Origin of the sequence: Zhongshania borealis, assembly GCF_039539625.1 — a bacterium.
GTDB classification, from domain to species: domain Bacteria; phylum Pseudomonadota; class Gammaproteobacteria; order Pseudomonadales; family Spongiibacteraceae; genus Spongiibacter; species Spongiibacter borealis.
Map to the genome: position 1 here is coordinate 225,897 of NZ_BAABDM010000004.1, position 22,457 is coordinate 248,353.

General features: G+C 51.2%; 27 protein-coding genes. 10 read left to right on the top strand and 17 right to left on the bottom strand.

The genetic code is table 11. The features are described from left to right. Window positions 1-49 precede the first annotated feature (49 nt). The gene (locus tag ABD836_RS12425) at window positions 50-808 is read right to left on the bottom strand and encodes a maleate cis-trans isomerase family protein (RefSeq protein WP_344936383.1); all 759 of its coding nucleotides are present in this window, start codon (window positions 806-808) and stop codon (window positions 50-52) included. Window positions 809-898: 90 nt separating this feature from the next. Here ABD836_RS12425 and ABD836_RS12430 point away from each other — a divergent pair, with 90 nt between their 5' ends. After that, window positions 899-1,606 (top strand): SDR family NAD(P)-dependent oxidoreductase, encoded by a 708-nt coding sequence (locus ABD836_RS12430; protein ID WP_344936385.1) that lies wholly within the window; start codon window positions 899-901, stop codon window positions 1,604-1,606. Window positions 1,607-1,609: 3 nt separating this feature from the next. Here the strand turns inward: ABD836_RS12430 and ABD836_RS12435 are convergent, their stop codons facing one another. After that, complete coding sequence (locus ABD836_RS12435; RefSeq protein WP_344936387.1) at window positions 1,610-2,014, bottom strand: carboxymuconolactone decarboxylase family protein; 405 nt, start codon at window positions 2,012-2,014, stop codon at window positions 1,610-1,612. Window positions 2,015-2,141: 127 nt separating this feature from the next. On the opposite strand from ABD836_RS12435, the gene ABD836_RS12440 reads away from it, so the two are divergent. The 4 genes from ABD836_RS12440 (at window position 2,142) to ABD836_RS12455 (ending at window position 4,499) form a co-directional block, all read left to right on the top strand. Continuing rightward, on the top strand, window positions 2,142-2,921 hold the full coding sequence (locus tag ABD836_RS12440) for a hypothetical protein (RefSeq protein ID WP_344936390.1): 780 nt from the start codon (window positions 2,142-2,144) through the stop codon (window positions 2,919-2,921). 47 nt (window positions 2,922-2,968) lie between these two features. Further along, a complete protein-coding gene (locus ABD836_RS12445) occupies window positions 2,969-3,244 on the top strand; it encodes a TehB family protein (RefSeq protein WP_344936392.1) in 276 nt (91 codons plus the stop codon). Window positions 3,245-3,344: 100 nt separating this feature from the next. Then, a complete protein-coding gene (locus ABD836_RS12450) occupies window positions 3,345-4,025 on the top strand; it encodes a YceI family protein (protein WP_344936395.1) in 681 nt (226 codons plus the stop codon). A 93-nt stretch (window positions 4,026-4,118) separates the two neighbouring features. Continuing rightward, a complete protein-coding gene (locus tag ABD836_RS12455) occupies window positions 4,119-4,499 on the top strand; it encodes a DUF4345 family protein (RefSeq protein ID WP_344936398.1) in 381 nt (126 codons plus the stop codon). A 95-nt stretch (window positions 4,500-4,594) separates the two neighbouring features. Here ABD836_RS12455 and ABD836_RS12460 read toward each other — a convergent pair whose 3' ends face one another. Genes ABD836_RS12460 through ABD836_RS12480 form a run of 5 tightly spaced genes read right to left on the bottom strand, consistent with a single transcriptional unit; the run spans window position 4,595 to window position 8,897 of the window. Beyond that, window positions 4,595-5,887, bottom strand: a complete 1,293-nt coding sequence (locus tag ABD836_RS12460; protein WP_344936400.1) for an MFS transporter — start codon at window positions 5,885-5,887, stop codon at window positions 4,595-4,597. A gap of 9 nt (window positions 5,888-5,896) precedes the next feature. Next, on the bottom strand, window positions 5,897-6,709 hold the full coding sequence (locus ABD836_RS12465; RefSeq protein ID WP_344936402.1) for a hypothetical protein: 813 nt from the start codon (window positions 6,707-6,709) through the stop codon (window positions 5,897-5,899). 54 nt (window positions 6,710-6,763) lie between these two features. Next, a complete protein-coding gene (locus tag ABD836_RS12470; protein WP_344936403.1) occupies window positions 6,764-7,558 on the bottom strand; it encodes an SDR family NAD(P)-dependent oxidoreductase in 795 nt (264 codons plus the stop codon). Between the two features lie 2 nt (window positions 7,559-7,560). Next, complete coding sequence (locus ABD836_RS12475; protein ID WP_344936405.1) at window positions 7,561-8,433, bottom strand: NAD-dependent epimerase/dehydratase family protein; 873 nt, start codon at window positions 8,431-8,433, stop codon at window positions 7,561-7,563. Window positions 8,434-8,468: 35 nt separating this feature from the next. Further along, the gene (locus ABD836_RS12480) at window positions 8,469-8,897 is read right to left on the bottom strand and encodes a DUF2141 domain-containing protein (RefSeq protein WP_344936407.1); all 429 of its coding nucleotides are present in this window, start codon (window positions 8,895-8,897) and stop codon (window positions 8,469-8,471) included. Between the two features lie 145 nt (window positions 8,898-9,042). Between ABD836_RS12480 and ABD836_RS12485 the strand changes: the two genes are divergently transcribed. The 3 genes from ABD836_RS12485 to ABD836_RS12495 all read left to right on the top strand — a co-directional run bounded on the left by ABD836_RS12485 (window position 9,043) and on the right by ABD836_RS12495 (window position 10,533). Further along, on the top strand, window positions 9,043-9,501 hold the full coding sequence (locus ABD836_RS12485) for a VOC family protein (RefSeq protein WP_344936409.1): 459 nt from the start codon (window positions 9,043-9,045) through the stop codon (window positions 9,499-9,501). Beyond that, window positions 9,498-10,169 (top strand): hypothetical protein, encoded by a 672-nt coding sequence (locus ABD836_RS12490; protein WP_344936412.1) that lies wholly within the window; start codon window positions 9,498-9,500, stop codon window positions 10,167-10,169. Before ABD836_RS12485 ends, ABD836_RS12490 begins: the two co-directional genes overlap by 4 nt. Window positions 10,170-10,248: 79 nt before the next feature. After that, on the top strand, window positions 10,249-10,533 hold the full coding sequence (locus ABD836_RS12495) for a hypothetical protein (protein ID WP_344936414.1): 285 nt from the start codon (window positions 10,249-10,251) through the stop codon (window positions 10,531-10,533). Window positions 10,534-10,701: 168 nt separating this feature from the next. Here ABD836_RS12495 and ABD836_RS12500 read toward each other — a convergent pair whose 3' ends face one another. Beyond that, window positions 10,702-12,033 (bottom strand): choice-of-anchor Q domain-containing protein, encoded by a 1,332-nt coding sequence (locus ABD836_RS12500; RefSeq protein WP_344936416.1) that lies wholly within the window; start codon window positions 12,031-12,033, stop codon window positions 10,702-10,704. A 19-nt stretch (window positions 12,034-12,052) separates the two neighbouring features. Continuing rightward, window positions 12,053-13,384: a choice-of-anchor Q domain-containing protein gene (locus ABD836_RS12505; protein ID WP_344936419.1), complete on the bottom strand. Its 1,332-nt coding sequence runs from the start codon at window positions 13,382-13,384 to the stop codon at window positions 12,053-12,055. 303 nt (window positions 13,385-13,687) lie between these two features. Here ABD836_RS12505 and ABD836_RS12510 point away from each other — a divergent pair, with 303 nt between their 5' ends. Together ABD836_RS12510 and ABD836_RS12515 are read left to right on the top strand one after the other, a co-directional pair. Then, window positions 13,688-14,353: a TetR family transcriptional regulator gene (locus ABD836_RS12510; RefSeq protein ID WP_344936421.1), complete on the top strand. Its 666-nt coding sequence runs from the start codon at window positions 13,688-13,690 to the stop codon at window positions 14,351-14,353. Window positions 14,354-14,403: 50 nt separating this feature from the next. Beyond that, window positions 14,404-14,802, top strand: a complete 399-nt coding sequence (locus ABD836_RS12515) for a DUF8021 domain-containing protein (RefSeq protein WP_344936423.1) — start codon at window positions 14,404-14,406, stop codon at window positions 14,800-14,802. A gap of 37 nt (window positions 14,803-14,839) precedes the next feature. Here ABD836_RS12515 and ABD836_RS12520 read toward each other — a convergent pair whose 3' ends face one another. The 8 genes from ABD836_RS12520 to cyoB all read right to left on the bottom strand — a co-directional run bounded on the left by ABD836_RS12520 (window position 14,840) and on the right by cyoB (window position 22,402). Continuing rightward, complete coding sequence (locus tag ABD836_RS12520) at window positions 14,840-15,808, bottom strand: D-2-hydroxyacid dehydrogenase (protein WP_344936426.1); 969 nt, start codon at window positions 15,806-15,808, stop codon at window positions 14,840-14,842. Between the two features lie 38 nt (window positions 15,809-15,846). Continuing rightward, the gene (locus ABD836_RS12525; RefSeq protein ID WP_344936429.1) at window positions 15,847-16,587 is read right to left on the bottom strand and encodes a hypothetical protein; all 741 of its coding nucleotides are present in this window, start codon (window positions 16,585-16,587) and stop codon (window positions 15,847-15,849) included. A 70-nt stretch (window positions 16,588-16,657) separates the two neighbouring features. Next, window positions 16,658-17,230: a response regulator transcription factor gene (locus tag ABD836_RS12530; protein ID WP_344936431.1), complete on the bottom strand. Its 573-nt coding sequence runs from the start codon at window positions 17,228-17,230 to the stop codon at window positions 16,658-16,660. 3 nt (window positions 17,231-17,233) lie between these two features. After that, window positions 17,234-18,556, bottom strand: a complete 1,323-nt coding sequence (locus ABD836_RS12535) for an ATP-binding protein (RefSeq protein ID WP_344936433.1) — start codon at window positions 18,554-18,556, stop codon at window positions 17,234-17,236. Window positions 18,557-18,679: 123 nt separating this feature from the next. Further along, entirely contained in the window at window positions 18,680-19,408 is a 729-nt protein-coding gene (locus ABD836_RS12540; protein ID WP_344936436.1) for an SURF1 family protein, read from the bottom strand. Window positions 19,409-19,411: 3 nt separating this feature from the next. Next, a complete protein-coding gene (cyoD, locus tag ABD836_RS12545) occupies window positions 19,412-19,789 on the bottom strand; it encodes a cytochrome o ubiquinol oxidase subunit IV (protein WP_344936438.1) in 378 nt (125 codons plus the stop codon). After that, on the bottom strand, window positions 19,786-20,415 hold the full coding sequence (gene cyoC, locus ABD836_RS12550; RefSeq protein WP_344936440.1) for a cytochrome o ubiquinol oxidase subunit III: 630 nt from the start codon (window positions 20,413-20,415) through the stop codon (window positions 19,786-19,788). Before cyoC ends, cyoD begins: the two co-directional genes overlap by 4 nt. Window position 20,416: 1 nt before the next feature. Beyond that, entirely contained in the window at window positions 20,417-22,402 is a 1,986-nt protein-coding gene (gene cyoB, locus ABD836_RS12555) for a cytochrome o ubiquinol oxidase subunit I (protein ID WP_344936442.1), read from the bottom strand. Between the last annotated feature and the right edge of the window lie 55 nt (window positions 22,403-22,457).

Consider the following 22,457-nt stretch of genomic DNA (forward strand, 5'->3'; position numbering starts at 1 on the left):
TCAATGTAAAAATGGCCGCGTTCTAGCGGCCATTCCTTCGCTTTAACGTTTAATGTTCCGCCAGTAATGAGCCAAAGCCGCGAATACGGTCAGGAATTCCGTTGTTGCGCAGGGCATGCCAAAAGGTAATTGCATTAATAGCGAGTACCGGCTTACCCAGCTCCTGTTCTAGCTGCGCGGCCAATTCGACAAAATGCAGATTGGTGCCCGCTTGTAAGATTAGATCAACATCATCGCCATTCACTTTCTTGACCAGCGCGCGCGTTTTGCCAGCGCTCTCGTAGGCAATGCTCACTGGGCTGTCGGAACGATGACCTTCAATCCGTACAACTTCATAGCCAATGTCAGATAAAAATTTAACGACCATGCTGTCGCCTACTGGCATATACGGTGTGATCACCCCAATTTTTTTAACGCCAGGGTAGCATTGCAGGGCATCCATAATGGCTTGTGCGCCAAAGGTAATATTGCAATTACCCGCCTCTTGGGCAATGTCGTTGTACTTTTTAAACTCGCGATCTGAGCGCTCTTTGCCGTCCCAGAAGGTCTCGGCTGAATAACCAAAAATGACGTGATCTGGCAATACCGTTAGGGCGTCGCGTAAACCTTGTTCGGTGGCATTGCCAATAGCGTGAACCAAGGCGACAAAGCTGTCTTCGTCGGTCACTGGCAGGGGCGGAATGACGCAGGCCCGCGTTGCGAGTACCACGCCCTCTGGGCACATCTTGTGGTATTCGCTTTCAACGGCGGTGTTGGTAGACGGAACCAGAACCGCAAACTTTTTACGGTAGCCATAATAATCTTGCATCGTGCTCTCCGGATTGCTTTAAAGTCATAAAGATATAACAATAGGATATTATCAATATATTCACGGCGTGACGAGCAAAAGGCAAGCGAAATGAGTGAAATAAAAACAGCGATCGTAACCGGGGCCAATCGGGGTATTGGCATAGAAACAGTGCGTCAATTAGCGGCGCGGGGAATCCAAGTAATCGCGACGGCGCGCTCGTTTGAGCAAACCGCGGCCTTACAGGCAATGGCTAAGGAGGGTTTGCCGGTATTGGTAGAGCTTGTCGATATCAGCTCTAGTGCAAGTGTTGCTGCCTTCGCAGAGCGAGTACTTCAGGAGTTTAGCGCCGTGGATATCCTCATTAACAACGCGGGTGTTGCGCTCGACAAATGGGTGCCGGCACTGGGCTTAGACATTGATGTGTGGCGGCAAACCATGGAGGTAAACCTCTACGGCACTTTGCGCATGTGTCAGGCGTTTGTGCCGAGCATGCAAGCAGCAGGCTATGGCCGAATTGTGAATGTGTCGAGTGAGCTAGGTTCGCTAACTGACATACAAATGGGTAGCAGCTTGGCTTACCGCTCCTCGAAAACCGCCCTTAACTCGCTTACTGCGCTACTCGCTTGCGAGTTGAAGAACTATCCCGATATTCTCGTTAATGCCAGTTGTCCCGGTTGGGTAAAAACTGAGCTGGGTGGTGAAGACGCGCCCCTAACTCCTGCCCAGGGCGCAGATACCACCGTGTGGCTGGCAACATTGCCGTCGGGCAGTGCCAGTGGTGGTTTGTATCGGGAACGTGCAGTGTGGCCCTGGTAAGGTTTAGTCTGGGCCGCTTTGATCCAGAGGCCACAAGCTGTTTTCTTCCAGCACGCTGCGCAGGGTTAGTAGCGCGCTATTCATGGCGGGGAAACCGGCATATACACCGATTTGAAAAATAGCTTCAGCGATTTCCCTTGGCGCGCAGCCCACATTCAGGGCCGCATGAATATGCAGTTTTAATTCATCTTGCTTGCCAAGGGCGCTTAGCGCCGAGATCGCGACTAACTGCCGGGTAGTGCGGGGCAGCACATCATGCGCATACATATCGCCAACCACAAAACGCGACATACGCTTGGCCAAGTCACTGTCAAAACTTAGCCACAAGTCATAGGGCTTTTCCTCGGTAAAACCGTCAAAAAGTGCGGCTGCTGTGTCTTTTATTTTCTGAGTTTTGTCCTCTGACATGGATAGTTTCCTTGGAGTGTAGAATACGATGTTGCCATTAGGCCAAGTCTCGCGGCGAGTGTTATCCTCCAAGGAAGAAAACACACGCAATAGTCTGTGATATTAACGAAAGAGGGTAAGTACTGCCATGAGCGAACAAATTATAAAAATAGCAGACGACTTTTGGAATATTCGTGGTGAGTTCAAAATTGCCGGGGTATTGAATATTGGTACTCATGCCTCTTTGGTGCGTCGTGCGAATGGCAAATATGTGTTGTTAGATGCTTATACGCTGAATAGCGCACTCAAGGCTGAGGTAGACGCTTTGACTAATAATGGCGCTGATATTGAAGCCATTATTAATTTACATCCCTTTCATACCATTCATGTTGAGGCGATGCACAAGCAGTATCCTGATGCGCGGCTTTATGGCACTCGGCGTCACCATCAGAAATTTCCGGGGCTACCGTGGCAGGCTGACCTGACGGAATCGGCTGAATGCGCAGCTTTGTTTGCAGATGATCTAGAGTTTTCAATCCCCGCCGGTGTCGATTTTATCTCAGCAAATGAGAACCTACATTTCTCGTCAGTGCTTGCTTACCACCAGACCTCAAAAACAATTCATTCTGACGACACCCTAATGTATCTGCCGTTGCCGGGCCTGCTGGGTAAGCTGAAAAAGCCCGCTGTTAGCTTTCATATGACGCTGGCAAAAACGCTAGAGAAACGCGCTGGCGCTGCCCAAGAGTTTCGCGACTGGGCAATACAGCTCAGCGAACAATGGCGCGCAGCCGAGAACCTCTGCGCGGCACATTCTGCGAGCTTGCTTGGGGCGAATAATTCGGCTGATTCAATTGCCAAGAGAATACGTAGTGCTTTACAAAAAGTGGAGAAGACCCTAAACGCTCATGAGAAACGTTATGCTTAAGGTATTCACAGTATAAAACTGTGTGTCTGCGATAGAAGGTATACGGTATGAAACAGCTCCCTGCACATGTCATTCCCTATAAAAAAACGCCTGAATTTACTGAGGACACCGTTCCCAAAGGTTTGCTGCACGAACACAGCACTAAGGAGTCAGTGTGGGGGAAAATAGTGGTGCTCGAAGGTCAGCTGCAATACACCATAAATGAGCCCGACAAAGAACTCATTGCTCTCAATATACATCGCCATGGCGTGGTTGAACCTACAGTGCTACACGAGGTTATGCCCTTAGGTAAAGTTCGATTTTATGTTGAGTTCTACAAATAACTAGCAGCCATTTGTGCCTCTGGACACTCGGTTCTATGAGGCTCCGCTTGTTGATATCGACAGCTAAGTATTCCAATAATAATCGCGATGGAGGCGGACAATGAAGCCCTGCACCGTAAAGCATTTACTTTGGTTTGTGACAGCGATTGTGCTTGCTGCATGCTCGCCAAAGGCGAGTCAGCATCAACACAGTGAACCCGCTGTAGCATTTGTTACTGAGGCGCCTGCAGGGAGCTATAACATTGACGCAGCTCACGCCGATTTGTCATTTCGAGTTAGCCATTTGGGCTTTTCCTGGTATACAGCGCGGTTCACAAAATTCACTGCGCTGTTAAATTTTGATCCCCTCAAACCAAGGTCAATGGCTGTGACGGTAGAGATCGACCCTCACTCATTGGTATTGCCTTCACCCCCAGAGGGTTTCCTCGGTACGCTGTTGGGGCCTGAATGGTTGGATGCGGCCCAGTTTCCTCGCATTGAATTTCGTTCTACTGAACTTGAAACAACCGGAGGCAGCTCAATGCGAATCAAGGGGGATTTAACCTTGCATGGGATCACTAAGTCGATTGTGCTGAATGCGACATTTAACGGGGGGTATGCAGGGCATCCTTACGACCCAAATGCGCGAGTAGGTTTTTCTGCGCGAGGCAGGTTTAAGCGATCTGATTTTGGCATAGTAATCGGTATTCCTGAACCCGGAACGACGATGGGTGTGGGGGATAATATTGAAGTCATTATTGAGGCAGAGTTTACTGGGCCCCCGCTAGAAGGAGCGAAATAGGGTGGTGATAAAGTTAAATTTATCTGGCTATACTCTCTTGTCCTCAATATTCATAACCACAACAGAGACTAATTCTACACCATGAACTTTAATGTGCTTTTAATTAATATCACTGCCGCTATTTTTGCTCTGTACGGACTTGGGTTTGTTTTTGCGCCGGCTCAGCTTGCCCTTTTAATTACTGATGCAGCGCCAGCAACGGCCACGGCCTTAACGGATATGCGAGCCACTTATGGTGGTATGTCAGTCGGGGTTGGTATCGTGCTATTTGTTTTATCATCAAAAGCTGAGACTATTCGGCTTGGCTTGCTTGCGGTGTTATTGCTTATGGTGGGTATGGGCGGTGGCCGTCTTGTCGGCTTGATAATTGATGGCGCCGAAAATCAAATCATGTACGTTTACCTAGCCCTTGAAGTCGTGGCATCCGTTGCAGCTTGGCTTTTGTTAAGCCGCAACAAACCGCTCTCAGTCTGAAAACGCTTCTGCTGCGGGCACGATGTTGACTCATCGATACCCGCTAAACTCGTCCTCTGTTCTTGCGGTACTGTGTAAAGAGAAGGCTTGGTGTTTTAGCCTAATTCGTTTGTTCCCGGTTTTATCACTTTGCGCCGCACAAAAAACGCGGCAACGCAGACAACACCATTGAGCACACCGAATAAAACAAAGGGTGTGCTCGGGCCAAATTTACCGAACAGCCAGCCACCCCCAGCCGTGCCGACTAAGATGCCCACAGCACCAGCCACCCCGAAGAAACCGATGACGGCACCACGCCTTGCTGCTGGTGCCTGCTGCCCCACAAGCGCCTGACTAGACACAAAGGCGCTGATTTCGGCTACGCCCATTATGGCCAATAAGCCAAACACCCACGGTGCAGTGGGGTCGTCGACAAGGCCAACACTTAAATACACACAGCTGGCGAGTCCGGCGGCGATCATCACTGCGGTGCTGCGACGAATACGGTCGGCGATAATACCCATAAGAATGGCGCCAATCATCGCCCCCGTTACGGTGGTGAGTACGCGTGGTACGGCCAATTCTTGCATGGCTTGGCTTGGCGCCATGCCTAAATTTTGGGTGCCAAACTGCACTAGCCAAAGGCCCATAAAAGCACCTGTTACGGCAAGGTCGCCACGGGAGATAAATGCCGCGCCATAGCTTAGTGCCACGCCCGGATCTTTTGCCGCTTGTAGGCCCTTACGCAGCATCGTTGCGATGGGTTCCTGTATTTCCTTGGCGGCAGACTTTGCGTGGGGAGCTAAGCCAATTAACACAATAATAGTGCCGACCACGCCCATGGCGCCGCCAATACCAAAGGTGGCTTGTTGAGCTTCAATTTCGCTGTAGCCTTTTGCCACAAACACGCCGGGCATGATGCCGAGAATCGGCGGTATAAACGCACCAAAGGTGGCCAGTAAACCTTGTAAGCCATTGGCCTTTCCGCGCGACTGTTCCGAGCTGTAGTCGGCAATAACGGTCACCATCATGCCGATCATGGCGGCACCGCCGAGGGCGATAATAAGACGATAGCCGATCAGTTGCGCAAAGGAGGTGGCAAAGGGGTAGGCAAAAAAGCCGAGTGCGGTGAATCCTAAACCAAAGGCGTAGACGTAACGACGACCTATGCGGTCGGCGAGCACACCAAACAAGCCCATGGTGAGAATTAATACGGCTTCCTGCACTGCGCCGAGTAAGCCCGTGATATGCGCTTGATCGGCCGTGGCGTAGCCGAGGGTCGCTAATAAGCCCGGCTGTAACACCGCGAGGGCGCCAGCGTAGCCTGATGAAATAAGCGCCGCCAGTAAGTAGGCGGTGAGGTGGCGGGGGCGAATGCCCTCAGATAATTCTATGCCAAGGGCTCGCATCGCAGTTCCTCAATAGGTTTTGTTTTTTTCCATTTGCGCCTTACCCATGCGCACGTTAATCATATGTTCGACCTGATCTTCGCCAAACACCTGGGCGGCCAGCTTGTTCATGGGATCGAGTCGATAACCCAATTCACGCACCTTGTGATCGTAGCGTTGTAACTCGGCGCGGCGCTCTGCAGGCACTGGCTCGGCCTTGTCTAACCAGCCCAGCCAACGGTTTAAAAAGCGGTAGGCATAGTCTTCGAGAATATCGATGTTTTCATCGGTTAAATCTGCGCTCAGGCTTAGCGCCGAGGGTGACAACAGTGCGCGCATATAGGGGCCGTGACTAACAGACCACTGGAAGTTGGGATGGCCGCGCAATTCTAAGAAGTCTTTGTTGGCTTCGTCGTCGTAGTATTTGTTTAAGTACTCTTCGTCTACGCGAATATCGCTGCGCGGGGTGAAGTCAAAGTAGAAGAACAGTTTGGGTATGGTGCCAAAAACCATAATGAAATGCGGTACATCGGTTTCTTGGCCGAGGAAGGCCGTGGCGTTCATGTCTAAGATACTGGCTTTGCGATTGCCTAGCCATGAATTGACCAGCCATTCAACGCCATTGCCGGTCCATGCTTTCATCGAACCTTCGAACTCGCCATTGGGCGAGGTGTAAAATTCCCGACCGACGCAATCTGGGTCGAGTTCCAGATTACTAAAGCGCTCGGCGATGCGGTTTTTAATATCGGTAAGAATCGTAAAGCTGCGTTCCCATGCCTTGCTTACATCTACGTTGGGGTTTTCGGCAAGAAACTGGTCAATGGTTTTTGTATCGGCGCTCATGCAAACCTCTGTTTTGTGGGCTGTTGTTTTAACTGTGGTTGTGAATGGGACAAATTACAGGCCAAAGGCCTCGAACTGATCTGGGCGTGGTTTTATCTTACTCATTAACATCCGACCGGCGATCTTGCTGCCGTTGAGCCAGCGTATTTTGCGGCCGCTTTTATCGGTGGCCAGAACCTCTTTGGCAAGCCACGGTGAAACGGTGTCCACGGTATCGACCAGATTGTTCATGATCTTGCGCGACTTCTGAAAATTCTCGAAATCTGCGCGGGCTTCGCGTACTACGCCTTCGGTAATGATCATACCGGGGCGAATTTTGCCGATGATTAAAGGGCTGTCTTTTAACTCTTTGATCAGGGCGTTGGTGAAGTAATCGAGGCCACGTTTGGTGGAACCGTACACGCCCATGCCAGGAAAGGTTTCGCCGTCGCTGCCGCCGCCGAGCATATTGAATATTTTACCTTGGCCGTTTTTTAACATGCCTTTGGCGGCGACTTGGCAACCATTGATTGTGCCCAGCATATTGGTGGTGACCATGTTTTGAATTTCAGCGCTGGGGGTGTCGACTATCGACCACACTGTGCGCGCTAATCCGGCATTGTTGATCCAAATGTCGACGCTGCCGAATTTTGCTTCGGCGGCATCCCACAGGGCTTGAACCTGATCGGCTTCGCGCACATTGGCGGTGTGGCCGGCCACAGTGCCTTCGTCTTGTAGGCTGTTGAGGGCGGATTCGACGCTGGCATCGCTGCTACCTGAAATCATTACCTTGTGACCCAGTCGCGCGAACTCCCGTGCTAAGCCAAAGCCAATGCCCTTAGTGCTGCCGGTGATGACGATACTGGCCATGCTTACGCCCCTGCTTTTTGGCTGGCTTCGACGATCTCGGCATTGGGGTCTGCATGCAGAACTTTATAGCCAGTGTCGTAGATTTTTTGCGCTGAAATTTTGCGGTTGGGCGCCTGGATTTGGTCGAGGTAGTCGAGGCGACTTAGGCCTTCGCGGTCGGTGATGGCGTCGAAGACTTGCTTGTTGGTGTACGGCAGGTTGTCGTTGTCGCAAACATTAAAGGTGCCCGCGAGGGACTTGTCGATGGCGTGTTTAACCGAGGCCACCACATCTTCAAAATGAATACAGTACAGTGGCGCGTTGGCGCCAAAAATGACTTTACCGCCGAAATAACTGTGAGCCATTTTTACCCGCTCGGTAAAACTCATGTCGCCGGGTGCGCCGTACATGTCTGGGAAGCGCAGTACGCAACCTTCGGTCGCACCTAATACTGCGCGCTCGGCGGCTTGGTAAAACTTAGAAGAGGGCTCTTCATGGTTGGCCGTTGGTGTACTTTCATCAATTGCCCCAGTGCCTTCGCCACCATTGCCGTAGACTGAAAACGATGACAGAAAAATAACGCGGGGGGACACTGCCGCTGCGCTTTGGCAGCTCTTTTCTAGCACTTCGTGGTATTCGGTTTCGCGTTCTTCCTTTGTCCGAGTCTTGCGAATATTTGGCGCTACGGTCACCACAATGGCGTCGCAGCCTGCAGAGGCGGCGGCTACTTTGTCGCTTTCGCTACCTTTAAGAATGGCGACTTCGTCTGCGTATTGGCGAAGGTCGTCGACTTTGCCAGGTGTGGTTGTGCTGCCAACAATGCTGTGGCCGTCCGCACGAAGGCGCTTAGCGAGGGCTTTGCCTACGTGTCCCATACCCAAAATGAAAATCTTCATACTGTCTCCCAATAATTCAGTGGCCGTGGCGGGCCTTAATCTAATGTGATGTTTATTTTTTTGGTGTCGGCGTTAATACTGAGCTCGGCCTTTTTGTAACGTGGTGGCCCAAAGCGCGGACGGTGATCGTTAGACAAACCCACTGGCTCTTCGGGTAGGCCGATAAAGTTCTTGTTCATGGCGCCGCTGCCGTCAACGTCGTGATACACCGCAAACGCGTATCTTCCTGCCTCGAGTTCAATATCGATTTGCAGCGGTCCGCCTTTATAGTTACTTGGCATTGGCAGAACTTTTGTCATTATTGGTGAGTCGCTCAGCCAGTTGTCTTTGTTGTATACCCGGGCGGCCAAGCTGCCTGTGCTGTGTTTTATACCGTCAACTTCGATACTGAGGGCGACGGTTTCCGCATAGGCTGGGGACGCAAGCATTAGGCTGCTGAATACGGCGAGGGTAAATTTTTTCAAGGTTCGTCCTCTGTATATGCTGTAGTAGTTGCGCATAGCTAATGGGTTTTAGTGCGCAAGCATTACGATAGAAAGTTTGATAATATTGCTTATTGATATAACATTAATACAAATTGATTGTGATATCCAGACTGAGATCGGGAAAATGATGAAAAACTTGGCCTTTGCGCTGCAGGACTACATTCTTGGGATTCAGCACGTTGGTCATGTGGTGAGTGATTTGGAGGCCGCGGTGGCTGACTTTGAGGCGCTCTATGGCATAGACGTAAATACCGTGCGCTGGGAGCCACCGGCTGGCGTAGACAGCCCGAGCCGATTTGCCTTTGTGACCGTGGCGGGCACTGAATTTGAATTAATAGAAGCGCGCGAGCCGCAAATGCGCGCGCAAATTGAGAAATACCCCTCCGGTGGCGCTGGGATCAACCACATCGCGTGGCGGGTAAAGGAGTTGGATACAGTCATGGCCATGCTCGCCGAGCAAGGCGTAAAGCCGGGCCACGTAACCCCCAGCGGCCCAGTTCGCTTCGGTAGCAAAGCGTTGGTTTATCTCGACCCTGCGACGACCGGTGGCGCCTTGGTTGAGTTGATCGAAATTTTTGAATGAATATTGCTGTGTTTGCAAAAGCGGAGAGCGCAGCAATACTGTCTGCCGGGCGCTACGACTATTATTTGAACGAGGTACTGCAGCCGGTCAGTGAAACCTGGCAGTTCTATACCAATAGCCGTGGCGAGTTAGTGATCGACAGTTGTCGGCAGGCAGGAGAGTTAACGCTTCGCAGCCGGGCTATCTGCGTTGGTGATGACTTAACCCAGGTTTTGGTTGAGTGGCATGACGAGCATTCCATTCAAGCACTTTACGATCTTAGCGCCCAGCAGTGCTATTGGCAGATAAATGCTGACGCCGAGCAGGTGCTCGCGTTACCCGCCGCACCGGTTTACCCGCTGATGCGAGTTTTTACTGGTGGCATTATTAAGCGAGTCGCCCAGCTCGGCGGCAATGCGCCGATTATTGTGCCAGACATTCGACCAGATACGCTGGCCAACCAAAAACTGCGGCCGTATCGCGGCACGCGCCGCTGCGCGTTCATCGCCGATGAAGAAATTCATATTCAGGGCGCTAGATACCGCAGTGCATGTTGGTCGTTTATTGGTGATCAATACGGCGAAGACAGTCGTTTTTGGCTAGACACGCAGAGCAATTTACTTCGCTATACTTGGCTTCAAGCACCTGGCCAAGCGTGGCGGGTTGAGCGGGTGGCGGTGAAACCCTAGGGGAATCGCGATATGTGCGATTGTTCGGCTTGGGCTTTCAGTATATTGTCTTGGCATTAGCGTCTACTAGGACAAAGTAATGAACGTAGATAAAGCCAAGAAACGTATCGCAAAACAGGTAAAGAAGGGCTTTAACGGTTATCCGCAAATATCGTTGACCTACTTTGGTAAAAGCGCAGATTCTGCCAGCGAGGTGCTTATCTCCTTTGTTTTGGACGAAGGTGAAGCTTCCCAAGAACAGAAATTCACCTGTGAACAAGACGCCCGTGAAGACGAAACGATTCAATCTATTTTGGTTAAAATCATTGAACGTGCCGATGCCAAAACCGTGATCGAAAGCGACGGTGTGTCGATAATTTCATAGTTCCGCTTAGCGCGTAGAATAATTAAAAGGAAAAGCAGGGTGGTTTCCTTGTGAGAATCACCGTGCATTTTCTGTTGTTCAGGCGCAGATTGATTGGCGTTACCACCGCAATGATTTCATTGGCTGACTTTAGCTATCTCCTCTGCGCCTCAAACAGTTTAGCTGGACCTACATTCCCTCTTGCATTGCGCCACTATCACATACAGTTTCTCGTTGTGCGCCACGTTGATCTTGGGCGGGGCATCGGTCCATTAGGCCATTTTCAAGTGCGGGACTGGTTGCGAAGGGGGCATGGGTGTCGGTAGGGCCGCCATTGTCAGCGAGTTCATCTAACTCTGGGTCGGTAGAATTCTGGTCATTTGTAAAATTTAGGTTACAGCTATCGTCATCGGATATATTGCCGCCGAGTGAGTGGATAGCCGAGATAGTGTTTTTACAGTTTGCAGGACCTCGTGTGGAGGTGTTGCCAGCAATTATTGTGTTAATTAATTCGACCGGGCGTCCGAAAACTTCACTGCCAATTGCCTGAAATACCCCGCCAGGATCGCCTTGATAGGACGTCGCAATATTGAGTCCGCCACCGCCAATGACCGCGTGATTGTTGACTATAGTGGAGTTGATGATGGTGACTGGGCCGCCGCCGCGTGCATCTATTCCGCCACCTTCACCTTGTGTACCGCCGTCATAGGTACTGTCTGAGCAGCAATCCTCTAGTATGCGATTGTTGCTAATCGTCGAGTTTATGACCAGTCCCGCTGCATCAAATCGAATCCCACCGCCTTCGCTTTCAGCAGTGTTATTGCTGATGGTGCTTGAATCTATAATCGCGGAGCTACTTGGAGTATTGAAAATACCGCCGCCATAGCCGCTAGTGTTGCCGCTAATAGTGCATCGCGTAACGGTTAATTGGCCTTGATTAAAGATTCCGCTAGCGGATCCTCCGGTAATGGTTAGGTCGGAAATAGATAAAATTGCGTTTGGACCCACACCGAATACTCGGTCAATACCATTGCCATCTAAAATGGTTTTTCGGGCCCCTGCGCCGCGAATGTTAGTGGAGCCAAGGATAGATAGCATTCCAGCATCGGAGGTGCCCTCGGCGACAACGGTTGGTATAAGTGGCGGCTCTATAAATTTATAGTGGCCTGGAGGCATAATTATCACGTTAGTGTGGGTGAATGGATTTGTGCTCAGCAGTATTGTGGCATTAGATTCCTGAACTGCCGCTCGTAAACTGCAACCCCCAGTCTCTGTTTCACATAGGCCATCACCTTGTAATATATCGGGTTCGTCACCCTCGTAATCGACGATAAATGTGCCTGGTGATGCCGGGCTAAACGGGGGCGAGTTATCCTCACTTTCTTGCGCAGTGTTACTTGGGTTCTGATCACCTCCGGGCGAGCTTGAGCTTCCACCACAAGCACTTTGAAATACCAGTGCAGCTGCGATAAGTAGGCGTGGGAGAGTGAGGTTTAAAAAGCCGCTACAAAAACTATTCATAATTTACTCCGGAAACTTGTCACTCTGATTCGACGGCGCCGATATCACAGGTATTATTTTGGCCGCGAGCTACCCCGCGTTGATCAACAGCTGTGCAGGTTTCGATCTTTCCAGCGTCTATTGCGGGGCTAGATGGTAATAGTAAATGTGTGTCGGTCGCCCCGCCGTTGTTTGCTAATGGTGCAAGAAAAGGTTCAACGCCCGGTAAGTCTCCGGCCTGATCCAAGCCACAGCTGCCGTCGCTGTCTATATTGTTGCCCTGTGACAATATGCGCGAAAGGCCAACTGTCGTTAAGCAATCACCGCTTTCAACCTCGGAGAGATTATTTGCGATAATTGTATTTTCTAAAATTAAATCAAAGTGTGGGATCTCGGCTGCGCCGGTGACTGGATCGGGCAAGGCATCTATATATGCAGTGTCGAAATGAACTCCGGCGCCACCTTGGGCGGAACTGTTAAATACAATCGTCGAATTCCGAATGCTAGTGCCTATACCGCGAATGTCGATACCACCGCCTTGCGAGAAAGCAAATGGAACGCCTGTGCCTGCGGGTAGTGGCTCTGCTAAACCCAGTGCCTCGTTGTGGCTGATAGTCGAGTTTGTGATTGTTCCTCGGGTATCGATGCGTATGCCGCCAGCTTGACCTTCAGCGATATTATGACTAACCGTGCTGTCGTTTAGCTCTAAACTGCCGAGTGGGTTAACGAATATACCGCCGCCGCCACTGGATTGATTTTCTATAATCCAAACCCGCGATAACTTTAAATGCGCCTGCGAGTATATTCCTCCGCCCATGGTGTTGCCGTATCCGCCGGTGATCGTTAAATCGGCGAACGCCGTGTCAGCGCCGCGGTGTATTTCGAATACCCGATCTAGTTGCTGTGCGTCAATTATCGTTTCCCTTGCGCCTGCGCCTTGAATGGTCATGGGAACCGTTATATTGAGTGACCCGGTTTCTTCGCTTGCGATGATTGGTCTAGCGATAGCCGCATCTAGTCCTAAATCGCCTGTAGAAAGTGTATTGGGTATTGATAGCGCGTAGGTGCCTTCCGGTATAACGATGGTGTGCGGATTTCCTGCGGAATTCAGGACACTGGAATTCGCCTCCATGATTGCTGCGCGCAGGGTGCATGCACCTTGCGCGGTCGCACATATTAGATCGCCAGGGGTTTCATCGACTTCGTCATCCGGGCTGTTAACTCGGAGGGCGTGCTCAGATAGGTTTGCTGTATTCCCTGTTGTTTCTGACAATTCAGGCTTGCTGCTTGACCCGCCACAAGCGGTCAAGCTGAGTGTAGAAATCAAAAATACTAGCTTACGTTGGCTCAGGAAATTTTGCGTTATACGCATAACTCACTCCTTATTTTTTTATTTTTAATTGTATTTTTAAGCGTAGCTGCCCCAAAAAGGAGACTGCATCGTTTTATTTTCTATCAGATATATGTCGTGGAACCCCGTTGTTGGCGCCTAAGCGATTAAATACGTTTATTGGTATGAGGCAATTCACCATTCCTTATTATTAAGCCCGTGAATGATGTTGCGCTAATACTCAATGTAACCATGTGGTGACTTAGGTGGATGTAACCATATGGTGACATTCGTGTCAATCTAAGCTAATCTCGATTTCAATAATTTTTAATTTCGGGCGTGAATGTGAGTGCCAAAATCGAAACTACCGCTAAGAAATTAAGGGGAGGGAAGGGGAATCTGTCCGCCGCTAAAGTGGGTGGCGGACGAGATCGACTGTTGAAAGCGGCGTTACGTCTAGGCGCTAGGCAACGGTCGATTGCAAATCTCGGTTTGAGGGAGTTGGCGCGGGAAGCCGGCATGCACCACACGGCAATATATCGCCACTTTAAATCGATAGATGAAGTTGCTGTTGCTTTAGTCGAGCCACTGTCTGCGCAATTGCGAGTTGATCTTCGCTTTGCCCGACGAAGTGCGAATAGAGATGCCAAAGATATGATTAGGGCGTCTACACTACGCTATTTTGACTATGTTCGAGAACATCCACTTGGTGTAATTTTTTGCGCTAGGGAGATTCATGGCGGTCTACCTTGCCTTCGTGAGGCATTGCAGAAAATGTTAGATGAATTTGCCGCCGATAGTGCAGAGGATTTGTGCTTGCTTGGCTTAGATAAATTGTTGCCTGACTATGAAATGCTCTTAACCTTGACGCGTTTGATTGCGCAGCACACGCTTTTTGCGGCGCTCGATTATTTGGAGCAGAAGGAAAGTAGTGACGTAATTGTTGAGCGAACTGTCATATTTGTGGAGTGTTTAATTGCGGGTGCTATTGCGCGTAATCGCAGTACCTGAAGCGGTTCGGGAACCCGATTGACAGATTAAAATAATTATAAGGATAAAGAATGAGTGATTTTCGTGCCCAACAAATTGCTATTGTCGAAACGTATTTAGATGCGGGTTTATTGCAGCATAAGCCAGAGAATGTATTGTTCGCTGAGAACTGTACCCGCTGGGAGATGGGCTATGCCACCGGCAGCGGAGCGGCCCAATTGCGCGAGTTGTTAAAAGATCCCGCGTATGAGGGCAATGAGGCGATTGAGAATAGACGCTGGCTGGTAGAGGGCGATGAGGTCGATTGTTTTTATGATTTAAGAATAAGTGGTTTGCCCGAGCCGCTGAAAATAGCCACGCGATTCACTATTGAGAATAAGTTGATTAGCCGCATTGAGATTTATGTGTGCGCTGGTGAATTACAGCAAATTATCATGGACCAGGTGAAGGCGCTGAGCGAAGGTCTATAAAAAACGGCTGCTGAGCCGGTGTTATTAAGATTCGTGCTCAGCATCCATTAACGATATTAATGGCTTCACCCCGCCGGAAAGCCGCGACTATTTCTACCGATTGATCGATTAGTGCCTGTCGCGCTTCGCGACTTCCCCAGGCATTGTGGGGTGTTACGATTAGGTTGGGGTGCTTGCAACTGAGCAGTGGATTACTCTTTCTTGGCGGTTCTTCGGTGAGAACGTCTACCCCTGCACCACTAATCAGACTGTCGTCTAACGCGCGTGCTAGATCGCCCTCGTTCACGATGCCGCCACGCGCGGTGTTGATAAGAATGGCTTCCGGTTTCATTGTTTGTAGCGCGGCATAGTTGATTAGATCGCGAGTTTGTTCGGTGAGTGGGCAATGAATACTCAGTACATCGCATTGCGGCAGCAGTTCACTCAATGGCAGTCGCGGTGGTGTTTGCTCGGCCCTAGCTGCGCCCCGCGATTGCCATGCGAGAATATTCATTCCCATGGCGCGGCCAAAGTCGGCGACGCCTTGCCCGGACGCACCGTAGCCGATAATACCCAGGGTTTTTCCGCGCAATTGGCGGATCGGCGGTTCTAACAGGCAAAACTGATCGTGGTTTTGCCATTGTCCTTGTTGCACTGCCGCGTGGTAGCTGGGCAGCTGGCGCATTAACGCGAGGATTAGCATTGCGCTGTGTTCGACTAGGGTAGCGTTGGCGTAGGCGACGTTATTGCATACGGTTACGCCAAATTCAGTGGCGGCGGCAAGGTCGATATTATTGGTTCCGGTTGCCAGTACAACAACGAATTTTAAATTTTTAGCCGCGGCGAAATTGGCACGGCCGAGGGCTACCTTATTGCTGAATACCACATCAGCAGAGGCGATGCGTACGTCTATGTCGGCTGCGTTGGTTTGCGGGTAAACATCGGCACTGTCGACTGCGTCGCGAAGCTTGTGCCAGTTTACGTCGGCTGGCGCGAGGCTATCTAGGTCGAGAAAAACGCCGTGCATGCTTAAACCTTCTTTAAATTAATTTGCGTTAAATTTGCCTACGCCGGGTATTTATCTGCCCAGTGCGGGAAGTGCATTCGATGCGACGACAGCAGCAATGCCCCCGTTTGAAAAATCATATACAGCAGAACATTTCCGTAAATGGCGAAGAAGGGTAGTGTTAGCAGCAAATTAGGTACGTGGCAGAGTAAGACTTTGCGTAGATTCCACTCCGGATAATTATGCGGTGGCGAGACCTTAATATCCCAATAAAATTGCTGCCAGTTGCCGTTGTAGATTGAAATTAAGCTAATACTAATTAGCGTTGTCCAAGCAAGTGATAGCTGCGCTAACTCGCTAAGCGCCCAGAAACTTAAAAACAATTGGGCTTGGCTTAGGCCCCACATGACGCCAAATACGGTAGTGCTAACGGGGTGCCATAGGCGACCGTCGGTATATGTGCCTTTGGCCCAAATAAAACCGTAGGCAATGACGATTAGTAGGCTGCAAACCGCAACGCCGACGAGCCAGCGTGGATCAGATATTTGTGCAGGTGTGGCCAGTGGGTATTGCAGGACCGCGTCGGCGACACCACAGAATAGCGCGATAAGCGAGGTTGCACAGAAATAGATCAGCGCGCGTAGCCAGGCGAGATCTGCGCGGTAGTTGCTGCTCGCGTTGCGCCGTTTTACTAAAATCACGGCAGCGATTACCGAAATAAGTATGCAAAGGCTCGCCACTACATATTGCCATGGCGCGGATAAATATAGGCTTGGGCTAAAGTAAGGTGTGTGCGACACAGAGCGGCTTCCACTAATAATTTTTTTGAAGTGTTGGCCGAGCTAAGGGGCAGTGTCAAGTTTCTGCCCCTTATTTCACCTGTTGTTTGGCGAGTTTGCGGGCTAGGGTTCGTCGGTGCATGCCGAGCCGTCTTGCTGTCTCGGAAATATTAAAACCGGTTTCTGCGAGTGTTTCGTGAATACGCTCCCACTCGAGGGTTTTTATGGAAGTCGCGCGACCGCGAATCTCGACTTCTACATTGCCTTGGGCGCTGTTGAATGCGGCTTCGATATCGTCGGTGTTTGATGGCTTGGCTAGGTAGTGGCAGGCCCCAAGTTTGACAGCTTCGACTGCGGTGGCGATGCTGGCGTAGCCGGTGAGCACCACAATCAGCATATCTGGGTCGTGTTTGTGTAAGGCCTGTACGCAGGCTAAACCAGATGCTTCGCCGTCTAACTTTAGGTCAACGACGGCGTAGCCTGGTGCGTGGTCGTCTAGTAATGCGAGTGCACCCTCTAAACTACTGGCGGTGATTACGGCGTAGCCGCGTCGCTCAAATGAGCGCCCGAGGGTGCGTGCAAAGGCGGCATCGTCTTCGATGAGTAGCAGAGTAGGGGCGGTGTTTTCTGTGTTTAGGTCTGTCTTGTTAACGTCATCTACCATTGCTTAAGTTTCCTTGAGCTGGATTGCATCGAGCGGCAGGCGCAAACTAATTTCCGCGCCGCCACCACGGCGATTACGGGCGCGAACTTGGCCGCCTAAAATACGTGCGACATTGAAGACCAAAAATAAACCGAGGCCGCTGCCGGGGCGCCCCTTGGTTGATTGGTAGGGTTGGCCTAATCGGTCAAACACTCCTTTGGCAAAGCCGGGGCCGCGATCAATTACCCGGATCACTAAGGTGTCTTCTTGGCGCGATACGTAGAGCGCGATCCACTCCGGCGAGGCCTCCAGCGCGTTGTCGAGTAAATTGCAGATGGTCTGTTTTAATACGGTGTCGGAGGCGATATCGATGTCTTCGCCAAACTGATTGTCAAAATTGAACTCTTGAACCTTGCGGGTGTTTTTCCATTCGGCGATAAGCTCGTCAAAAAATTCGCATACACTGGTCTCGCCGGAGGATTCGCCGCGGGTTTCACCAGCGGACATGAGAATACCGCTAACGATTGTCTTGCAGCGCTTCACTTGGGTCTGCATTTCAGTGATTTCTTCGGCCAGGTCCGGGTCGGCGCTAAGTGCCGGCATACGCCGCCAATCGCCAAGAATGACGGCAATGGTTGCCAGTGGGGTGCCGAGTTCGTGGGCGGCGCCGGAGGCGAGTAGGCCCATGCGCAAAATATGTTCTTCTTCGGCTGCGCGCTGGCGCAATTCCGCGAGGCGGGCGTCGTGCTCGCGGTGAGTGCGGTTAATTCGGTTGATAAAGACTACAAGCAGCGCGGCGTTGAGGACTAGGCATATCAGCATGCCTTCAAGGTAATAGCTGCGGATACCTAGGTGGTAATCTTGCGGGAGGTCGATAGGGCGACCTGCTTCGGCCAGCCAAAGAAAGCACATGGTCGCCACACCAAGCAGTACCCATGCGTAGGTTTGGGCTAACAATACAGCCGCTAGGCCAACCTGCAGTAAATACAGAAAAACAAAGGGGTTGGTGGCGCCGCCGCTGAGAAAAAGCTGCGCGGTAAGTGCACCCATGTCGACCAGTAGGCCCATAAATAATTCGGCTGTGCGCACCCGACGATTTAGGCGCAGACTCAATTCATTAAAGGCGTTAAAGGCGATGAGCCCGGCCAAAATACTGAACATGGTCTGCATTGGCAGTTCAACGCCAAAGCCGTAATGGGTGACCAAAATGGTGAGCAATTGACCGAGCACTGCCATCCAGCGCAGCTGCACTAGTTGGCGCATATGCTTGCCGAGGGTGTCGGTGTCACTGGATTCTGTTTGTCTAAGCAGCTGGTTTACGGCGGCCAGTGCTTTGGTGTTTGTCATACGACTGTTTCTCCCAGACCTGCTTTGCGACAGGGGCTCTGTTGGCTTGGGTCAGTATACCTATGAGTTAATAGCGGCGCAGCCGTGATCACTGACGAGCGAAGTGTGAGCTTATCGTTTAGCTCAGCCTTCGTTGCGGCGACGGCCTTCTCTCACTACGATAAGCCCGGCAAGTACGACGCAGAGCGCAAGGCCATACCAGGTGATTGCGTACACCAGATGGCTATTATTGAATGCGATAACAGTAAGACCTGCGACGGGTTGGCTACTCGGTGTGTTGTTGTTCGCTTGAGTCGGTATTGCTTCAGCATCGACAAAATAGGGTGCCGCTGTGAGGCCGAGGCTGGCAGCTATTGCCTGTACATCGCGGGAGTACCAGCGCCCGGTACTTGGGCTGTTTTCGCGCAGCACACTGCCTTTTGGCTCGTTTAGGCGGAGTAAGCCGCTCACCGCGATGTTACGAGAGGCAGGTGCTAACGGTGTGACGCCTTGGTCGATATAACCGCGATTGACCAGAACAATACCGCCATCGTCGCGCTGAAATGGGGTGAGCACCCAGTAGCCGCTGCCCAGCTCGGTGGCGGCAACCACTAGGGTGTCTTTGCCTGTTAGGAATTGGCCTTTTAAAACAACGTGGCGGTATTCGTCGTCAGCTTTGTTAACTGACGGCCAGTCGCGAATACCTGGCGCTGCTTCAGCGGGCGCGTGAACGCGGGTTTCGACTTTTTCAATTAAGTCTAACTTCCATAATCGGCGTTCTAACTGCCAATTGCCGAGGGCAATAAAGCCCGCAAAGAGGAGCAGGCCGCATAGGCTGATTAGCGATAAGCTAACTATGCGGCGAAGTGACACGGTTTAGCTGCCGCCAGACATCATTGAGGGCATCATATTCACGTTCATGTGGTACATCACCCACAGCGACCCGGCTAAGGTAATGAACAAGAGTACTACAGTGAAAATGAGCGATAGCATGGTCCAGCCACCTTCAGACTGAAAATTCATGTGCAGAAAATAAACCATGTGCACTAGAATTTGCACTAGGGCAAAGGCGAGAATGATCAGCACGGTGGTGTTGCGTGAGCTGAATACATCACCCATTACTAGCCAAAAGGGGATGGCGGTAAGAAACACCGAGGCCATAAAACCCAGCATATAACCGCTGAAGCTGCTGTGCGGGCCTTCTTCTTCGTGATGGTCGTGATGCTCATCGTGGTTGTGTGAAAGCTCGCTCATGACAGTGACCCCATCAAATAAACAATAGTGAATACGCCGATCCAGACAACATCAAGAAAGTGCCAGAACATAGACAGGCAGAATAACCGGCGGCGGTTTGCGGTGGTTAAGCCGTGCTTGCGGAGTTGGAAAAGTAAGGTAACTAACCAAATTATGCCAATGCACACGTGCAAACCGTGGGTGCCGACAAGGGTGAAAAAGGCCGACAAGAACGCACTGCGTTGGGGACCAGCACCTTGGTGTAAAAGGTGGTAGAACTCATAGAGTTCTAAGCCGAGAAAGCCTGCGCCGAATACGCCGGTAATGGCCAGCCAAATTATGGTGCCTTTGAGCTTGCGCTGCTGCATCTGCAGCATGGCAAAGCCGTAGGTGATCGACGAAAACAGCAGAAAACTGGTGTTTAAGGCGACTAGCGGCAGATCAAATAAATCTGCGCCCGATGGCCCACCCGCATAGTTTTGGCTCAATACGCCATAGGTGGCAAACAGCGCGGCAAAGATGAGGCAGTCGCTCATCAAATACAACCAGAAGCCCAGCAGCGTGCCGTTAGCGACGTGATGCTCTCCCTTAACGAGGAAGTCGAATTGGCCCGGCTCTGCGGCCGGCATAGCAGTAGAGTGAGACATCTTAGGCAGCTACCTCGGAACGTTGGGCTTCGACTAACGCGACCTCTTCAGCCGGTATGTAGTAGTCGCGCTTGTAGTTAAAAGTGTGCGCAATAATGGCGATCATTAGCGCCGCAAACGTCAGACCACCGATTAACCACATATGCCAAACCATGGCGAAACCGAATGCTGCGCTGAGGCCAGAAATAACCATGCCAGCAGCGGTATTTCTGGGCATATGGATGGGCATAAAGCCATCAGTTGCGCGCTTAAAACCATTGCTCTTCATATGCCACCAGGCGTCAAGATCGTATACCCGTGGGGTAAAGGCGAAGTTGTATTTGGGTGGTGGCGACGAGGTCGACCACTCTAGGGTGCGGCCACCCCACGGATCGCCAGTTTCGTCGCGCAGCGAGTCGCGGCGCTTGTAGCTCACATAGAGCTGAACCAAGAAGGCGATGATACCGGCGCCGATTAATACCGCGCCACCTAGGGCAACCTGGAACCAAATCTGCAGCGATGGATCGTCGAAGTGGCTCATGCGGCGGGTGACGCCCATAAAGCCCAACATATACAGCGGCATAAAGGCGAGGTAGAAACCGATAAACCAGCACCAGAACGAGACCTTGCCCCAGAACGGTTCCAGCTTGTACCCGGTAACTTTGGGATACCAGAAGGTAATCGCCGCGAAGGTGCCGAACACCACGCCACCGATAATGACGTTGTGGAAGTGAGCAATCAAAAACAGGCTGTTGTGCAGCACAAAGTCAGCAGGTGGCACAGCCAGTAACACGCCGGTCATGCCGCCAATCACGAAGGTGATCATAAAGCCGATGGTCCATAGCATCGGGACTTCAAACTGAATGCGACCACGATACATGGTGAACAACCAGTTGAAGATTTTCGCGCCAGTGGGAATAGAAATAATCATGGTGGTGATACCAAAGAAGCTATTCACCGTTGCGCCAGATCCCATGGTAAAGAAATGGTGCAGCCACACGAGGTAAGACAGAATCGTGATGACCAAGGTCGCGTAGACCATGGACGAGTAACCGAATAGGCGCTTACCACTGTAGGTAGAGACGATCTCTGAGAACACACCAAAGATCGGTAGAATCAGTATATAAACCTCTGGGTGACCCCAGATCCAAATCAGGTTTACGTACATCATGGCGTTGCCGCCAAGGTCGTTGGTGAAGAAGTTCATGTCCAAATAGCGGTCTAAGGACAGCAAGGTCATTACCGCTGTTAAAACGGGGAAAGCCGCCACAATCAGGATGTTAGTACACAGCGCGGTCCAGGTGAAAATCGGCATTTTCATCATGTTCATGCCGGGCGCGCGCATTTTGACAATCGTAACTACAAAGTTGATGCCGGACAGCAAGGTGCCGACCCCGGCAATCTGTAGGGACCAAATATAGTAATCCACCCCGACCCCGGGACTTTGCAGTATTCCGGTTAATGGCGGGTAGGCCAGCCAGCCGGATTTGGCGAATTCACCGATAAACAGTGAGATCATGATGAGCGCCGCACCGGCACTGGTCATCCAGAAGCTGAGGTTGTTTAAGAATGGGAAGGCTACGTCACGCGCGCCGATCTGCAGGGGCACAATGTAATTCATTAAGCCAACCACAAAGGGCATGGCCACAAAGAAAATCATGATCACGCCGTGGGCGGTAAATATTTGGTCGTAGTGATCTGGCGGCAGGTAGCCGGTAGCTTCACCAAAGGCCATGGCTTGGTGAATCCGCATCATGATGGCGTCGGCAAAGCCGCGGAGCAGCATGACTAAGCCCAGAATCATATACATCACACCGATCCGCTTGTGATCGATGCTGGTGAACCATTCACTCCACAGATAGCCCCACACTTTGTAATAAGTCAGTGTGGCGAGCAGTGCTATTCCGCCAATTGCGGCCACGACAAAGGTCGCGATCAAAATCGGATCGTGGAAGGGGATGGAGTCAAGGCTTAGGCGCCCGAATATAAGGGTACTGAGATCAGACATGAGAGTTACCGGCGCCCTGACGCGCTAAAAGTGAATGGGACGGACGCATTGCGAC

Bases quoted from the DNA above. Each gene is read 5' to 3' on its own strand.
- ABD836_RS12445 (WP_344936392.1), top strand. From the start codon at position 2,969: ATGAAACAGCTCCCTGCACATGTCATTCCCTATAAAAAAACGCCTGAA.
- ABD836_RS12505 (WP_344936419.1), bottom strand. From the start codon at position 13,384: ATGCGTATAACGCAAAATTTCCTGAGCCAACGTAAGCTAGTATTTTTG.
- ABD836_RS12465 (WP_344936402.1), bottom strand. From the start codon at position 6,709: ATGAGCGCCGATACAAAAACCATTGACCAGTTTCTTGCCGAAAACCCC.
- ABD836_RS12470 (WP_344936403.1), bottom strand. From the start codon at position 7,558: ATGGCCAGTATCGTCATCACCGGCAGCACTAAGGGCATTGGCTTTGGC.
- ABD836_RS12450 (WP_344936395.1), top strand. From the start codon at position 3,345: ATGAAGCCCTGCACCGTAAAGCATTTACTTTGGTTTGTGACAGCGATT.
- ABD836_RS12530 (WP_344936431.1), bottom strand. From the start codon at position 17,230: ATGGTAGATGACGTTAACAAGACAGACCTAAACACAGAAAACACCGCC.
- ABD836_RS12425 (WP_344936383.1), bottom strand. From the start codon at position 808: ATGCAAGATTATTATGGCTACCGTAAAAAGTTTGCGGTTCTGGTTCCG.
- cyoD (WP_344936438.1), bottom strand. From the start codon at position 19,789: ATGAGCGAGCTTTCACACAACCACGATGAGCATCACGACCATCACGAA.
- ABD836_RS12440 (WP_344936390.1), top strand. From the start codon at position 2,142: ATGAGCGAACAAATTATAAAAATAGCAGACGACTTTTGGAATATTCGT.
- ABD836_RS12535 (WP_344936433.1), bottom strand. From the start codon at position 18,556: ATGACAAACACCAAAGCACTGGCCGCCGTAAACCAGCTGCTTAGACAA.
- ABD836_RS12500 (WP_344936416.1), bottom strand. From the start codon at position 12,033: ATGAATAGTTTTTGTAGCGGCTTTTTAAACCTCACTCTCCCACGCCTA.
- ABD836_RS12490 (WP_344936412.1), top strand. From the start codon at position 9,498: ATGAATATTGCTGTGTTTGCAAAAGCGGAGAGCGCAGCAATACTGTCT.
- ABD836_RS12495 (WP_344936414.1), top strand. From the start codon at position 10,249: ATGAACGTAGATAAAGCCAAGAAACGTATCGCAAAACAGGTAAAGAAG.
- cyoC (WP_344936440.1), bottom strand. From the start codon at position 20,415: ATGTCTCACTCTACTGCTATGCCGGCCGCAGAGCCGGGCCAATTCGAC.
- ABD836_RS12485 (WP_344936409.1), top strand. From the start codon at position 9,043: ATGATGAAAAACTTGGCCTTTGCGCTGCAGGACTACATTCTTGGGATT.
- cyoB (WP_344936442.1), bottom strand. From the start codon at position 22,402: ATGTCTGATCTCAGTACCCTTATATTCGGGCGCCTAAGCCTTGACTCC.
- ABD836_RS12515 (WP_344936423.1), top strand. From the start codon at position 14,404: ATGAGTGATTTTCGTGCCCAACAAATTGCTATTGTCGAAACGTATTTA.
- ABD836_RS12475 (WP_344936405.1), bottom strand. From the start codon at position 8,433: ATGAAGATTTTCATTTTGGGTATGGGACACGTAGGCAAAGCCCTCGCT.
- ABD836_RS12520 (WP_344936426.1), bottom strand. From the start codon at position 15,808: ATGCACGGCGTTTTTCTCGACCTAGATAGCCTCGCGCCAGCCGACGTA.
- ABD836_RS12435 (WP_344936387.1), bottom strand. From the start codon at position 2,014: ATGTCAGAGGACAAAACTCAGAAAATAAAAGACACAGCAGCCGCACTT.
- ABD836_RS12460 (WP_344936400.1), bottom strand. From the start codon at position 5,887: ATGCGAGCCCTTGGCATAGAATTATCTGAGGGCATTCGCCCCCGCCAC.
- ABD836_RS12430 (WP_344936385.1), top strand. From the start codon at position 899: ATGAGTGAAATAAAAACAGCGATCGTAACCGGGGCCAATCGGGGTATT.